A 14,558-nucleotide genomic window follows, 5' to 3' on the forward strand; every position below is an offset into this window, starting at 1 on the left:
GTCATTCCCGCCTACGCGGGAATGACATAGAAACAATACCAAATTAATGAGATAACAATGAATATATTAAAGTTAAAAAATATTTTCGACGTAATTGATGATTATGACGTGTTTTTATTTGATCTTTGGGGTGTAATAATCGAAGGAGGACATACTTACCCGGGCATCGTAGAAAATATTAATAAAATTATTAAACGGAAAAAAGTATATTTTGTTACTAATGCTCCGCGAAATATTTTTTCGCTGCATCAAACAATTAAATCTTGGGGAGTAAACGTGTTACCTGAAATGATTACTAGCTCAGGTGAAATAGCAGTAGAAATGATTTTAGAAAGCAAAGAACGATTCGGTATTGAAAAGCCGATAATATATCACTTAGGACATTTAGAAAATGATATAATAAACGGAATTCAATGTCCTATTACTGATGATATTAACAAAGCTAATATTTTCTTAATGACTATTTACAGAGACGAAAACAAAAATTTAGATTTAAACGAATTCGATGAGTTATTTAAAATTGTTGTACAACGTAAAATGGTCAATATTTGTGCTAATCCTGACCTTGGAATAAATCAACACGGTGTTTATAGATATTGTAGCGGCTATTATGCCGAGAAAATAAAGCAACTTGGCGGAAAAGTAATTTATAGCGGTAAACCATATGAAGACATATATAGCAAGATTTTAAAAGAATGTCATAATACCCCTAAGAATCGTATGTTAATGACTGGGGACACTTTTTACACCGATATACTTGCAGCAAATCGCCTTGGTATAGATTCTGGCCTAGTGTTAACCGGAAATTCTAGAGAATATCATAGTAATTTTGATAATAGTGATGAAAAACTAGATAGTTTAACGAAAGCTGCTATTAAACAATCGATTATGCCTAGTTTTGTAGTGAGTTTGTCGTGACTAATTGTCACCCCGTGGCTTGACCACGGGGTCCATAAAAACAATAAAAATACTAATAACTTTAGTATCTTTAACTGGATCCCGTGGTCAAGCCACGGGATGACAGAGGTGAAATTGATCCACACGGGAATGACATAGAAACAACTCTATTGATATTTTACTCATAATCTGCTATAGAGTAAAACTAAGAGACTATCTGTAAATAAATGTTAACCGATAATTTAGTTCTTTTTTGCTGCAAATTATAAGATTTTTTTGAAATATGAATAATATTCCTGCAGAAATCTTATCAATTTTCGCTAAAAAAGCCTTTTAATTATTAATTAACATTTATTTACAGATAGCCTCTAAAGCGGTCGTGGCGAAATTGGTAGACGCGCAGCATTGAGGGTGCTGTTCTGTAAAAAGATTGGAAGTTCAAGTCTTCTCGACCGCACCATTCGCCGGTTTTTCACAAAGTCAAATTTTTTCTATTTTAATATTTCAGATTTTATATTTACTCCTAAGTTCTTCTTGTTAGCAAATGTTTGTGCTAATTGCATACTCCTGATAAATGAAAAGGAGTTGAAATAAAAACTATTGCTTATTTGTACTCTATGATTTATATTGATTATCAAATTGTATACCACCTTGCGTCAAACCTAGGCACAGCCTAACTAAATCAGTTTTAAATAATTATAATAAGTATACTCCGAAGCAAAATGAAGAGTTGTCATACTTCGACACAACTTCAAAAAGAGCAAGGAATCCACAAGGTGAGGAGCGGAGAGTATACTTGCCAATTTTTGAAGTTCTATCTTAGTATACCTCTAGTAAATGAAAAATTGTCAAAGAAGTCAGCAAGTGTTATTAAGTAAGAATGGCTTTATAGAAAATTAACATCAGTAGAAAAAGAAGAATTAAAGCTTTACCATAGAAGCGAAAGGGATAAGAGGATTTGTGATAGAATCAAAGCTGTTTTCATGTATGATGATAGCTATAGTATTGATGAGATATCGAAAGTGTTATTACTGAGTGATGGGGAGGGATAAGAAAACATTTAATAGATTATCATAATGCTCAGAAGCTTAAGCCTGGAAATGGCGGTAGTGATAGTAACCTTACTAGACAGGAGGAAGCAGAGTTAATAGTTCATCTAGAAAATAATAATTATGTGTATGCTAGAGATATAGGTTTGTTCATAGAACGTCAATATGGAGTAATCTATACATTAGCTGGGGTAATCAAGCTGTTACACAGACTTGGTTTTAGTTATCAGAAACCTAAGTTAATTCCTGGAAAAATAGATTTAGCTAAGCAAGAGGAATTTAAGCTGCAATATAGTTTGCTAAAAAATAATTTAGCTAAAGATGAGTCTATTTATTTTATGGATAGTGTTCATCCTCAATACCAAACTCGAGCAAGATTTGGTTGGATTAGAAAGAATGTAGTTAAAACATTACCAAGTTTCAGTGGTTGGAAGCGTAAACATATTATTGGTGCTATTAATCTTAAGGATTTAGAGGTAGTAACAACTGACAATCCTAAGGTTAATGGTGATTATATTATTGAATTTTTAAAGAAATTAGAAGCAAATAATCAAGATAAAAGTAAGATTTATTTGATATGCGATAATGCTGGATATCATAGGTCAAAAAAGGTAAAAGAATATCTACAATACAGTAAAATAGAGTTACTATTTTTGCCAGCATATAGTCCTAATTTGAATCCAATTGAACGACTGTGGGAATTTATGCATTCTGTTGTAAGTAACAATAAATTTTATGCGAATTTTGAGACATTCACTGATTCTATACGAATATTTTTTGAAAATATTGAAAAATATAAAAATAAAATTTCTTCATTGGTAAATGACAATTTTCAAACCATTGTGCCTAATCATTTTAACAACTCTTCATGTTGAAGAAGTATATATATAATAAACTATTAGGTAAATAGGCCATGCCTAATTTCAATATATTTAAAAGTATCTTACCTGATCATCATGATCAATTTGCCGAGATTTTTGATCAAATTAATGATTTGATTGAAGATCATAATTATGATGCTGCTGCAAGCAGGCTGGCCAAGCTTCATTATGCCGATTTAGCTGATTTCTTAGATAATCTTAACAATAAAACATATAAAATAATTATTCCTTTATTACAGGATGAAATTAAGCCTGAAACGTTAGTATCGTTAAATGCTTATAGTAAGCCTTTAATAATAGAAACTTTAGGCATAAAAAAATCTGCAGAATTAATCAATAAGCTAGTTATAGAAGATGCTATTGAAGTAGTAATCGATCTAGACGATGATATAAAAGACCTTATCCTAAGTAATCTTACTAAAGAAAAAAAACACCAAATTACCGTAGGTTGTACATATCCCGAAAATACGGTAGGTAGGGTAATTGAGCGAGATTTTATTAATCTTCAAGAAGGATGGACGGTCGAGGAATCATTAAATTTTATCAAGAACGTAAAGAATGACTTTTATGCGGCAATCGTTACAGATAATAAATTACGCCCTATCGGTATCATTTCTCTTAGCACGCTAATTAAGGGCAAAAAAAATGAATTAATAAAAGATTTGATGAGCAAAGATTTTAAGCTTGCAGATGCTTTTACTGACTTAAATGAACTAAGCTTCATTTTTAGACAATATGCTTTAACTATTGTACCGGTAGTAAATAAAAGCGGTAAGTTAGTAGGTAGCGTATCAATCGATAATATAATTTATATTATCGAAGAACAAACCGGAAAAGATATATTATCATTAAGCGGGGTACACACTCAAGATACTTTCTTCAATGTATTTTATACCGTTAAACATCGTTTTCCTTGGCTCTTTGTTAATCTAATCACTGCCTGCATGACCTCACTTATCATTAACCATTTTAACGACACTATTGCAAAACTTGTAACGCTTGCAGCCACTATGCCTATTGTAGCTTCAATGGGCGGAAATGCCGGAACACAAGCCATGACCGTTACGGTTAGAGCCCTTGCTAATAAAGATATTCATTATAATAATGTCAATAAAGTTATATTAAAAGAAATAGCCGTATCGGCTTTTAACGGTTTTGTACTTGCAATTATCGGAGCAGGACTTAGCTTTGTGATGTTGCTTGACTTAAATCTTAGCGTTATTTTTGCTATTGCAGTTATTTTTAATTTTTTAGTAGCCGGATTATTCGGCTCTGCTATTCCTATAATACTGCATTATTTTGATATAGACCCCGCTGCAGGCTCCGGCGTATTTCTAACAACCATAACCGATGCTCTAGGTTTCCTAACTTTCTTAAGCCTTGCTCATATTTTTTTAGTGTAATATCTATTCAAATAAAAATACATATACTTCTTTTACCTGAAGAATTGGTAGTATTAGATATTAATTATCCATAAGAACATTGATTATTCGCTCATCTAAATATTCATTTTCCAACTTTTCAAGTTAAAGAAGTATATATCCCTTATCACCAAAGAGTTTACCTTGTAATCCATCAGTTATATCGTCTGCTACCGATAAATCACTATTATTTGCTTTGGTAATTTTGATCGCCATAATCGCTCCCTTATTGTTAATTACTATATGCAACTTAAACCCCATAAACCATCCATAACTACTCATCCCTATTTTAGCTATATACTTCTTTAACTTGAAAAGTTGGAAAATGAATATTTAGATGAGCGAATAATCAATGTTCTTATGGATAATTAATATCTAATACTACCAATTCTTCAGGTAAAAGAAGTATACCACTAAATACTTTATTGCTATTTGTACGTTTTGTATGGCATATCGATAATTTAGTTGAATCTATGCAATAAATTCCTGTTTCCTCTCCTCTAAATAGTTGCAACATTATAACCAAGCGGTAGAATTAATCTTGACCATAATTGTATTATTCGACTATAACTTGGTAATTTAAAATAACCTCTATATTTATATGATAAGTGATATAAATAATAATTCTTAAAATCTTTGCACGGCGATATATAAAAATATAATACGATAGTTAAAAGCTCTGAAAGGCTTAAATTCCCTTCTCTCCGGCGTTTTCTATCTGTTGGTATTAATTTTTGCTTCTCCCATTCTTCATATATTTCACAAAAATTGTCTAGTATCTAAAATAAAGTTGTGATACATTTTTTCATTGTTGGGTTCTTGTTTTTTTGTTGAAAAACTTCAGTAACCCAACACTCTTAACTTGTAAATACTTTATTCTTATTCCATGCTTCTCTTCTTCCTTATCCTAAATTCGCGTTATCAAGTAAATTGTTCCAAAAGAAGAAACTGCAAACATTAAAGCTCTTGATAAAGCAAATATAAAACTACCGCATGTAAAACGTTTTAATACCGGAAATCTTGCATAAAACACTGCACCTGCCGGAAAAGTAGTAGGGGCAAATACTACAATAAATAATTGGAATAAACGTAATTCTATAGTATTTGAAATATTGTTTAGTAAGATAGGAGACATAATAGCTACAATAGAAAATGAAATCCGGAGTCTCTCTAAGATTTGTCCTTGCAACAGCACCAACTATAGCAATAGCTGCTCCAAACCAAAATGCAATACGCCAATCAAGTCCAAAAGAAGTAACAAGTGTTCCTACCGCCAATGCTACGGTTGTACCTAAAGTTACAAAAACAACAAGCGAAGCCACTACCCAATAACGTTGAGGAATTTTTGTCATTTCGGTTAGATAAAGCTCGGCACCTACTACCTCCCCCATAGAGGACATCCCCTGAGCGATACGACACGCAGTTACTACAAAAGTTACCGTAATACCAATTTCGGCATAAGTTTTAAAATTAGCCATTATAAGACAACAAATCGACATTAAAAAAGTTGTAATAATGACCGTTGCCCTACGACCTATAGTATCTCCTATCCAACCGAATATTAAAGCACCGATAGGTCTCAATACATATGTTGAACAATATGCAATGGCAGAATATAGAGAAGCAGCTCGTGCATCGGCTTCAGGAAAAAATAGCTCGTTAAGTAGTACCGCCATTGTGTACATAAAGCATGAGATCAAAATATTCAAGAAACGTACCTATCGATAGTAGCCCTATTGCTTCTTTTTGATTACGGGCTAAACTCTTTTGCTCTTTTGCGTAACTTAACATACTTTTTTACAAATTAGTTAAAATTAATAAAGAACTATCTTGTTTTATATAAAAATAAAAGTCAATTTAAAAAAATTAGATTTTATAGCATTGCTAACTAAAGATAAATGTCGTAATGAGCTGAGCGACTGAAAGGAGCGTATCAATCCAAGAAAATAATAAAAAAAAATGCTAGTTTACAGAATTTTTAACTAGATTACTTAGTCAATTACTTTGTAATTTCCTTGCAATGGTTTTATTAAATAATCTATCTTTATTTAGCAATGCCAATAAATTTCTAATTTAATACTTGCAATTTATCTTATAATTACTTATATTCAGATTCGCTTAGATTAAAAAGCACTAAGGCGTTTTATATGTAATTAATTTTGATCCCCTCATATTTAAGCGGGTGTAGCTCAGGGGTAGAGTGCTACCTTGCCAAGGTCGAAGTCGAGGGTTCGAATCCCTTCACCCGCTCCAGTGATTTTTTCCGTTTTATGTCATTCCCGCATGACGTTGTTGTGTGGATCAATTTCACCTCTGTCATCCCGTGGCTTGACCACGGGATCCAGTTAAAAATGCTAAAATTATTAGTATTTTTTATTGTTTTTATGGACCCCGTGGTCAAGTCACGGGGTGACAGAGTAGATTTTATCAGTCCAAACAACAACGCCCTTTCACAAATGACATCAGTAAGTTTATCATAAATTCAATCTTCCAAACCATTTATTTATTTTTACCCTTGCATAATGTAGCGAATAAGGATAAATTTGTAGGAAACACGGCACGCACACCACAGCGTACAAAAAAGTACGCGAGGATGCGAGTACCGGATTGACGTATACCTTTAGAAAGAGGTTATACAGGAAGACTATTGCAACAATTAGGAAATTACATATGTCAACAAATACGCAAGATAATCAGGCAAATAATAACGACACTATAGAGATACAGGAAACTGAGGTAGTGCCTGTAGAAACAAATTCTTTACAATCGGGATTAACAAGCTTAATACCGATGGTTTTAATTTTTGCCGTATTTTACTTCTTATTATTACGTCCGCAAGAAAAACGACGCAAAGAAAGAGAGAAATTAGTAAGTGAAGTTAAAAAAGGCGAAGAAGTTCTAATAAATAGCGGCATTTACGGTATTGTGACTAAAGTAAGTGAAAATGACAATAATATTGAAATCGAAATAGCTAAAGACGTACGTATTAAAGCTTTAAAAAGTGCTATTGTTGATATAACTAGTCGTACAAAAGAAGTAGCAGTAAAAAAAGAAAATAACAAAAAAGATAAGAAGGTAAGCAGTGCAAAATCTTCCTAAATGGAAAATTTTTCTTTCAATTATATGTACGGTTTTTGCGGTTATTTGTGCCTTACCTAATTTTATGCAGGTAAATTCTAAGTTTCTGCCTCATGATTCAGTAAATCTAGGGCTTGACCTTAGAGGAGGAGCCCATTTATTACTCGATGTTGATTTTGACACCTACTTAAATGATTCAATGGAAAACCTTGCCGACACTTTACGCAAAAATTTTCGTGAGGATAAAATCGGCTATAAAAATCTGTTAGTTAGACAAAATAACATTCAATTAGAAGTAAGATCACCTGAAGAATTAAAGCCGTTAAAGAAAATAATTAACAAAATTGATCCGGAAATTATCACTGAAGTAAACGAAAATAAAATAAAGCTTAGCTACAGTGAATCTAGATTAAATGACTTACTTAATAAGGTAGTAGACCAATCTATTGAGATCGTTCGCATGAGAGTTGATAGTACCGGCACTAAAGAGCCGACACTACAGAAACAAGGCGATAAGCATATATTACTGCAAGTTCCCGGCGAAGAAAATCCCTCTTACCTGAAGAATATATTAGGGAAAACTGCAAAGCTAACTTTTCATTTAGTTGATGAAAATGCCAATATTGAAGAAGCGGTAAAAGGACATGTTCCGGTAGGTTCAATGCTAGTTAAGGGAGATAGCGAAAGTCATGGGGAGTATTATGTAGTTATAAAGAAAAAAGTTGTTTTAGGTGGGGATCAGCTTACAACCGCTTCAGCTTCTTTTGACCAAAATTCACAAGCGGTAGTTGCTTTTTCTTTCAACAATTTAGGTAGTAAAATATTTGGTGAAATAACCAAAAATAATGCCGGTAAACGCCTTGCTATAGTTTTAGATAATAAATTACTAAGTGCTCCAACGATAAACGGAGCGATTATGGGCGGAAGCGGTATAATAACAGGAAATTTTACCGTTGAGTCGGCAAATGAGCTTGCACTATTATTGCGAGCCGGTTCGCTCCCTGCCCCACTTAAAATTATTGAAGAGAGAAGTATAGGTCCAAATTTAGGTGCTGATTCTATAGAGTCGGGCAAAAAGGCAGGACTTATAGGGTTTATAGCAGTTTGTATATTTATGGTTTGGTCTTACGGTGTACTTGGTTTATTTGCCAATATAGCTCTAAGCCTTGCATTGTTATATATTCTAGCTTTACTTTCACTTTTCCAAGCTACTTTAACTCTCCCGGGAATTGCAGGAATAATACTAACTATGGGTATGGCTGTTGATGCTAATGTATTGATTTACGAAAGAATTAAAGAGGAGCTGCATAAAGGAGTTTCTAATCTTTATGCTATTAGAACCGGTTTTGAATCTGCGTTTGCTACTATCCTTGATTCTAACCTAACTACTTTAATCGTTGCTTTTTTACTTTATATATTCGGAGTCGGAGCAATAAAAGGTTTTGCCGTTGCATTAACGATCGGGATTATATCTTCAATGTTTTCGGCGATTATCATTACTAAATTGTTAATAGATATTTGGGTAAAATATTTTAAACCTAAAAAATTAGGTCTGGTGTAAGAGTAGACTTTGTTTTATGTCTTTTTATGTTATCCCCGCATGGCATTGCCAGCGTGGATACTGAAGGTCGTCATTGCGAGGAGCCGTAGGCGACGCGGCAATCCAGAAAAGTAATTAAAAAAATTCTGATATACAGAATTTTTTTTCTTCCTTGCTTCGTCGAATTACTGTGTAATTCTTCTCACAATGACGATTTTGGCAATTTTCCTCAAGCTACAGAATGATAACGAAGAAATGGGTAATATCTTATGAAAATGCAGTCAAATGTTATAAAAATAATTATCATAATTAGCTTATTAATAGGAGTAGGAGCATTATATTTGTTGTTATCTTTAAGAACGCCTGAAAAACCGCTTGCCGGTCAGGTTAATATCTATGAAGATAACGTAAAAATCGGCGGTGATTTTGAACTAATAGACCAAAATGGAGAGATATTTAATAGTGATGAATTGAAAGGCAATTTAAGCCTCATTTATTTTGGATTTACTAGTTGTCCTGATATATGCCCAACCTCTCTAAATAAAATGACGGAGATTGTAGAAATTTTAAATAAACACAAAATAGATATTCTACCTGTTTTTATCACTATTGACCCAAAACGTGATACTCCTATAGTACTTAAAGAATATCTAAAACATTTTCATCCGAAATTTATAGGTCTTACCGGTAACGAGCAGCAAATAAAAGATGTAACCGATAAATTTAAAGTTTTCTATGCTCGTGTAAATGGTGATGATGAGGACCAGAACTATATGCTTGATCATTCATCTTTTACCTATTTAATCGATGCAAACGGAAAATATCTGAAACATTTCTATTTAGATTCTTCATCTAAGGAAATTATGGAGTTTTTGAAAGGCAATTAATGAGTAACTATATATTAACTGCATATTTATTTACTTTTTTAGTTTTAGCAATATTACTAGGCTTAAGCTTCTTAAATTACAAATTATTGAAAAATGCAAAAGAGAGTAAGAAATAGATTAATAACAATGATTATTTGTTTCTGCTCTGCAGCTCTTGGAATTAGTATAATACTTTACAATTTAGAGAAAAATATAGTATTTTTTTTGCCGCCGTCAAAAATTAATGAAATAGAACAAGGCAAAGAGTCAAGAGTCGGCGGGCTTGTTAAAATAGACTCAATAAATAAAATTGCTGCTGATAAGATAAGTTTTGTTATTACCGATAATATTAAGGATTTAGAAATATTATATCAAGGTGTACTCCCTGCTCTATTTCGTGAAGGACAAGGAATTATTGCTATCGGACAATTATCGGACGGAAAATTTATAGCAAGACAATTACTTGCAAAGCATGATGAGAATTACAGACCTCCGAGTTAAAACACTCGGTGTCGTACCGTGGCTTGACCACGGTATCCATAAAAACAACTTAACATACAGGTTGTTTCAATATTTTTAACTGGATGCCGTGGTCAAGCCACAGCATGACAAAAACAAAATAAAAAACATGTTTATAGATAAAATCAAAGCAACAGCAAATAATGACGAAATAAACGTAATTATCGAAATTCCGATGAATAGCGGTCCAATCAAATACGAATTTGACAAAGAATCAGGAGCGGTTTTTGTTGATCGCTTTATGCAAACTACCATGAGCTATCCTTGTAATTACGGCTTTATTCCTCATACTCTTTCAAATGACGGTGATCCGGTAGACGTACTTGTCGTAGCTCATCATCCGGTAGTACCTGGGTCGGTTATAAAATGCCGAGCAGTCGGCGTATTGATGATGGAAGACGAATCAGGGCTTGATGAAAAAATAATCGCAGTACCGACTTCTAAACTCGATATTACTTTCGATCATATTAAAGAATTAGATGATTTATGTGAAATGCTAAAGAAACGTATCGTGCATTTCTTTGAGCATTATAAAGATTTAGAAAAAGGTAAATGGGTTAAAGTTACCGGATGGGAAAATAAAGCAAAAGCGGATACTTTAATCAATGAAGGAATAGATAGGGGGCTGTAACAGGATTTAGAGGCGTTGCTATGGCTCTTTCGATGTCATTCCCGCGGAAGCGGGAATCCAGAAAAAGTAGCCTTAATCCCCGATCTCAATAATTACACATTAATTAACAAAACAAACCTATAAAAACAAATTTTTATAGGTTTTACTGGATTCCCGCCTCCGCGGGAATGACATCAGGAAAATTTAAGATAAAAAATAAACAGTGACCGACTTCTTACATAACGTAGCTAATAAAGAGGAATTTGAAGGAAACACGGAACGCAGAACCGCAGCGTACACTTTAGTACGTGAGGATGCGAGTACCGGATTGACGCACAAATTACCTTTAGAAGCAAGTTATGCAGAAAGTCGATTATTTCGTTCAGGGGTCGTAGTAGCTTTTTTCACATTAATTTCTCGCATATTCGGGCTTGTGCGTGAACAATTTATTGCATCATTATTCGGCTCTACCCCTATGGGTGATAGCATTAATGTCGCTTTTAAACTACCGAATCTATTTAGAAGAATTTTTGCAGAAGGAGCATTATCAAGCGTATTCATTCCTATTTATAATGAAAAAATGCTTATTTCTAAGAAAGCCGCTAATAATTTTTCAGGCGAGGTTTTTACCCTTCTACTTCTGACATTAATAGTAATAATAGCATTAATGCAAATCTTCATGCCACAATTAATGCTGTTTATTACTCCTGGATTTCACGGTAAAAAAGAAAAATTTGAGCTTACGGTATTTTTATGCAGAATTACAATACCTTATTTAATATTTGTTTCATTAACGGCTCTACTTGGCGGAGTATTAAACTCTGTAAAGAAATTTGCAGCCTTTGCTTTTTCACCGGTTATTTTAAGTGTATGCGTAATAATTTTTACTTTAACATTTGATAATTATATAGAGTCTACTATCTCGATTAGCTTATCTTTAATAATTGCCGGAATATTACAAGTTTCTTTTATGTTTGTCTGTGTGAAAAGAGCGGATTTAAACTTTCCGATAATTTTTAACTCAAACGATCCCGATGTAAAAAAGCTTTTGATTAATATGGGACCGGCAACCATTAGCTCCGGTGTACAGCAATTAAATCTTTTCATATCTCAATCTATTGCTAGCTTTATTGAAGGTGCTATTTCTATATTATCTTATGCCGACCGGATATATCAATTTCCTCTATCAATAATAGGTACTAGCTTCTCTACTATATTGCTACCTGAGCTGTCAAAAATCTATAAATCAAATGATATAGTAGCTGCACAAAAAATACAGAATAACGCTATTAGAGTGGGGCTATTATTATCACTGCCTGCAACATTCGGTATTATAATTCTATCTCATCCGATTATTAATATAATTTATGAAAGAGGAGTATTCACGCCTCAAGATACTACAAATACAGCCGAGGCTATTTCTGCATTTGCACTCGGACTTCCTGCTTTTATTTTGGCAAAAATTTTAACTCCTATTTTTTATGCTAACGGAGATACTAAAACACCGCTCAAAATAACCTTATTTTCAATAATAATTAATACCGGTATGAATCTATTATTAATGGATTCATTGAAACATATTGGTATTGCAGTTGGTACATCTATTGCAGCTTGGTATAATCTAGGTTTATTATATAGCTATACTACAAAACAAAATAAGCTCCATATAGAAGCAGGTATAAAGCTTTTCTGTGGTAAAATTTTGTTATGCTGTATATTAATGTCTATTACAATTGCTTTAATAAAACATTATTATTTAGAATATTTTTATTCGGAATATTTATTGATTAAAGTTTGCATGCTAGGCGGTACAATTGCAGCTGGAATGGGAGCATTTTTCGGCACGGCATATTTATTAAAAGTGATCAATTATGATAATAACAAGAAATAAGCACCAATCAAATTATCAGGATTTGCTAAAAACCTTAGCTATTATAGCTATGATCATTGATCATGTTGGTTTATATCTATATCCTGAATTAACTATTATGCGGATCATAGGTCGTACAGCTATGCCGGTATTTTGCTTTTTTGCCGGTTATAATTTTCATGATAAGCCAAAAACCCATATAATAATATTCGGTGTTTTATTACAAATATATACTACTGTACTATTTAAACAGTTTCTTACTACAAATATTCTAATCTCTATCTATTTAGGGCAATGGTATATTTATTATTTTTGTAATTCTTTAACTCGCTTTCTCTATAGCGGTTATTGTCATGTAATTATAATGGTAATATTATGGTATATTAGCTGGGCTTTGATTGATTACGGGACTCTTGTAATTGCTATAATGATACTTGGATTTATTTCAAAACATGAGCAGACAAATCTAAAACTTTGCTGCTTTATAGCAATTTTTGCTTCTTTCGTGCATTCAACTCTTTTTACTCTTGCAATTTCCTTTAATGAGTTTAATTTTTCAAATACTGAATTCATTTTAGATCTCATCTTCTTAATGATTACCTATACATTAATGATACTAAAAGATTATTCACAAAAAATACCAATAAATTTAAAATGGATAAGCCGAAATGTTTTATATATTTACTGCATACAAATTATAATCTTACAATTTATATTCATCTATAAATACACATATGGTTTTAAAAATTGGTAAGTAAATATTAATAATTAGTGACAGTGGTCTTAGATTAATATGATTTAGATAATATTGATATTACTTATATGGATTTGATAGAGCGTCTAATTTCGGATAATGAACAATATAAAGAGCAATTCAGAAAAAACAAACTATTTGAAATTAACTTAGATAGTACCCTACGAAAAAATAAATTTCTTAAACATTTTCGGATTTGGTCAGACGAATTGCATGGGAGCATCTTAATATAGAATTATCCCAAAATCTAGAAAATAATGAAGAAGCTACAGATTCTATTTTTGAGGCCTTAGGTTCTTGGTTTACACTAAAAATGATGACTCTTGGAGATAGTGAGCGAGCTGTTCTTGTCCATTTAGTAATAGCGTCTTGTGCTACTATATTCTATGAAAAACTAGGATCAATATTTTTAAATCATAAGTCAGCAAAACATTTCAAAACACATATGCATCTTGATCCCGAACATGAACAAATGGGAATAGATTTATTAAAACAAATAAATATTAATGATTCTTCTTTACTCACTATTCAAAAAAAAGCTGGGATATGATTAATGCTCTGTTTACTAGACTTGCTGAAATCACACAGGACTAATTGGATAATAGGGTATCAGTAAATAAATTTTAACCGAATATTATAAATATCAAAAATAAAAACTAATTAATTGACATTTAAATCCATTATATGTATACCACTAAGGCTTATTTACATATTAAAAATTTTTAATATGTAAGCTATATGAATATTAAACAATCTTTCATCAGGTCAACTTAATCTTAATTATAAGGACGCCGAAGGAAATTCAGTTTTAATGAATATACTTCTTTAACTTGAAAAGTTGGAAAATGAATATTTAGATGAGCGAATAATCAATGTTCTTATGGATAATTAATATCTAATACTACCAATTCTTCAGGTAAAAGAAGTATATATACCTCTAGTAAATGAAAAATTGTCAAAGAAGTCAGCAAGTGTTATTAAGTAAGAATGGATTTATAGAAAATTAACATCAGTAGAAAAAGAAGAATTAAAGCTTTACCATAGAAGCGAAAGGGATAAGAGGATTTGTGATA

The 14,558-nt window shown here is 32.2% G+C and carries 12 protein-coding genes, 2 tRNA genes and 4 pseudogenes; 14 read left to right on the forward strand and 4 right to left on the reverse strand.

Annotation, left to right across the window (positions count from 1 at the left end; all coding sequences use genetic code 11):
- The first annotated feature begins 57 nt into the window (after positions 1 to 57).
- From AC5584_RS04145 to mgtE, 4 genes are all read left to right on the forward strand, one after another.
- Entirely contained in the window at positions 58 to 918 is an 861-nt protein-coding gene (locus AC5584_RS04145; protein ID WP_499215976.1) for a TIGR01459 family HAD-type hydrolase, read from the forward strand.
- A gap of 352 nt (positions 919 to 1,270) precedes the next feature.
- Positions 1,271 to 1,357 (forward strand) — tRNA-Leu (locus AC5584_RS04150).
- A gap of 603 nt (positions 1,358 to 1,960) precedes the next feature.
- Positions 1,961 to 2,821: an IS630 family transposase gene (locus AC5584_RS04155; protein ID WP_499216955.1), complete on the forward strand. Its 861-nt coding sequence runs from the start codon at positions 1,961 to 1,963 to the stop codon at positions 2,819 to 2,821.
- 38 nt (positions 2,822 to 2,859) lie between these two features.
- Positions 2,860 to 4,230 (forward strand): magnesium transporter, encoded by a 1,371-nt coding sequence (gene mgtE / locus AC5584_RS04160; protein ID WP_499215977.1) that lies wholly within the window; start codon positions 2,860 to 2,862, stop codon positions 4,228 to 4,230.
- A 186-nt stretch (positions 4,231 to 4,416) separates the two neighbouring features.
- Here mgtE and AC5584_RS04165 read toward each other — a convergent pair.
- The 4 genes and pseudogenes from AC5584_RS04165 to AC5584_RS04180 form a co-directional block, all read right to left on the reverse strand.
- Positions 4,417 to 5,027 (reverse strand): annotated as a pseudogene (locus AC5584_RS04165) (transposase); the annotation flags it as partial.
- 140 nt (positions 5,028 to 5,167) lie between these two features.
- Positions 5,168 to 5,395, reverse strand: a pseudogene (locus tag AC5584_RS04170) (MFS transporter); the annotation flags it as partial.
- A gap of 61 nt (positions 5,396 to 5,456) precedes the next feature.
- Positions 5,457 to 5,933: pseudogene (locus tag AC5584_RS04175) on the reverse strand (MFS transporter); the annotation flags it as partial.
- The gene (locus AC5584_RS04180) at positions 5,908 to 6,039 is read right to left on the reverse strand and encodes an MFS transporter (protein ID WP_499215978.1); all 132 of its coding nucleotides are present in this window, start codon (positions 6,037 to 6,039) and stop codon (positions 5,908 to 5,910) included. The pseudogene AC5584_RS04175 and the gene AC5584_RS04180, both read right to left, overlap by 26 nt.
- A 387-nt stretch (positions 6,040 to 6,426) precedes the next feature.
- Here AC5584_RS04180 and AC5584_RS04185 point away from each other — a divergent pair.
- From AC5584_RS04185 to AC5584_RS04230, 10 genes and pseudogenes are all read left to right on the forward strand, one after another.
- Positions 6,427 to 6,501, forward strand: a tRNA-Gly gene (locus AC5584_RS04185).
- A gap of 17 nt (positions 6,502 to 6,518) precedes the next feature.
- Positions 6,519 to 6,728 (forward strand): hypothetical protein, encoded by a 210-nt coding sequence (locus tag AC5584_RS04190; protein ID WP_499162114.1) that lies wholly within the window; start codon positions 6,519 to 6,521, stop codon positions 6,726 to 6,728.
- Between the two features lie 190 nt (positions 6,729 to 6,918).
- Positions 6,919 to 7,347: a preprotein translocase subunit YajC gene (gene yajC, locus AC5584_RS04195; protein ID WP_499215979.1), complete on the forward strand. Its 429-nt coding sequence runs from the start codon at positions 6,919 to 6,921 to the stop codon at positions 7,345 to 7,347.
- Complete coding sequence (gene secD / locus AC5584_RS04200; RefSeq protein WP_499215980.1) at positions 7,331 to 8,887, forward strand: protein translocase subunit SecD; 1,557 nt, start codon at positions 7,331 to 7,333, stop codon at positions 8,885 to 8,887. The genes yajC and secD overlap by 17 nt, the downstream gene beginning before the upstream one ends.
- Positions 8,888 to 9,135: 248 nt before the next feature.
- Positions 9,136 to 9,753: an SCO family protein gene (locus AC5584_RS04205; protein WP_499162117.1), complete on the forward strand. Its 618-nt coding sequence runs from the start codon at positions 9,136 to 9,138 to the stop codon at positions 9,751 to 9,753.
- A gap of 93 nt (positions 9,754 to 9,846) precedes the next feature.
- The gene (gene ccmE / locus AC5584_RS04210; RefSeq protein WP_499215981.1) at positions 9,847 to 10,233 is read left to right on the forward strand and encodes a cytochrome c maturation protein CcmE; all 387 of its coding nucleotides are present in this window, start codon (positions 9,847 to 9,849) and stop codon (positions 10,231 to 10,233) included.
- Between the two features lie 127 nt (positions 10,234 to 10,360).
- Positions 10,361 to 10,882 carry an inorganic diphosphatase gene (gene ppa / locus AC5584_RS04215; protein WP_499216956.1) on the forward strand — a complete coding sequence of 174 codons (522 nt, stop codon included), beginning with the start codon at positions 10,361 to 10,363 and terminating at the stop codon, positions 10,880 to 10,882.
- 307 nt (positions 10,883 to 11,189) lie between these two features.
- Complete coding sequence (gene murJ, locus AC5584_RS04220; protein ID WP_499216957.1) at positions 11,190 to 12,752, forward strand: murein biosynthesis integral membrane protein MurJ; 1,563 nt, start codon at positions 11,190 to 11,192, stop codon at positions 12,750 to 12,752.
- Positions 12,733 to 13,485 carry a TraX family protein gene (locus AC5584_RS04225; protein WP_499215982.1) on the forward strand — a complete coding sequence of 251 codons (753 nt, stop codon included), beginning with the start codon at positions 12,733 to 12,735 and terminating at the stop codon, positions 13,483 to 13,485. Before murJ ends, AC5584_RS04225 begins: the two co-directional genes overlap by 20 nt.
- A 68-nt stretch (positions 13,486 to 13,553) precedes the next feature.
- Positions 13,554 to 14,079 (forward strand): annotated as a pseudogene (locus AC5584_RS04230) (hypothetical protein).
- The last annotated feature ends 479 nt before the right edge of the window (positions 14,080 to 14,558 follow it).

This window comes from Rickettsia endosymbiont of Villa modesta (assembly GCF_964026485.1).
GTDB lineage: Bacteria > Pseudomonadota > Alphaproteobacteria > Rickettsiales > Rickettsiaceae > Rickettsia > Rickettsia asembonensis.

Bases quoted from the DNA above. Each gene is read 5' to 3' on its own strand.
- mgtE (WP_499215977.1), top strand. From the start codon at position 2,860: ATGCCTAATTTCAATATATTTAAAAGTATCTTACCTGATCATCATGAT.
- AC5584_RS04225 (WP_499215982.1), top strand. From the start codon at position 12,733: ATGATAATAACAAGAAATAAGCACCAATCAAATTATCAGGATTTGCTA.
- AC5584_RS04145 (WP_499215976.1), top strand. From the start codon at position 58: ATGAATATATTAAAGTTAAAAAATATTTTCGACGTAATTGATGATTAT.
- AC5584_RS04180 (WP_499215978.1), bottom strand. From the start codon at position 6,039: ATGTTAAGTTACGCAAAAGAGCAAAAGAGTTTAGCCCGTAATCAAAAA.
- ccmE (WP_499215981.1), top strand. From the start codon at position 9,847: ATGCAAAAGAGAGTAAGAAATAGATTAATAACAATGATTATTTGTTTC.
- AC5584_RS04190 (WP_499162114.1), top strand. From the start codon at position 6,519: ATGTCATTCCCGCATGACGTTGTTGTGTGGATCAATTTCACCTCTGTC.
- yajC (WP_499215979.1), top strand. From the start codon at position 6,919: ATGTCAACAAATACGCAAGATAATCAGGCAAATAATAACGACACTATA.
- AC5584_RS04205 (WP_499162117.1), top strand. From the start codon at position 9,136: ATGAAAATGCAGTCAAATGTTATAAAAATAATTATCATAATTAGCTTA.
- ppa (WP_499216956.1), top strand. From the start codon at position 10,361: ATGTTTATAGATAAAATCAAAGCAACAGCAAATAATGACGAAATAAAC.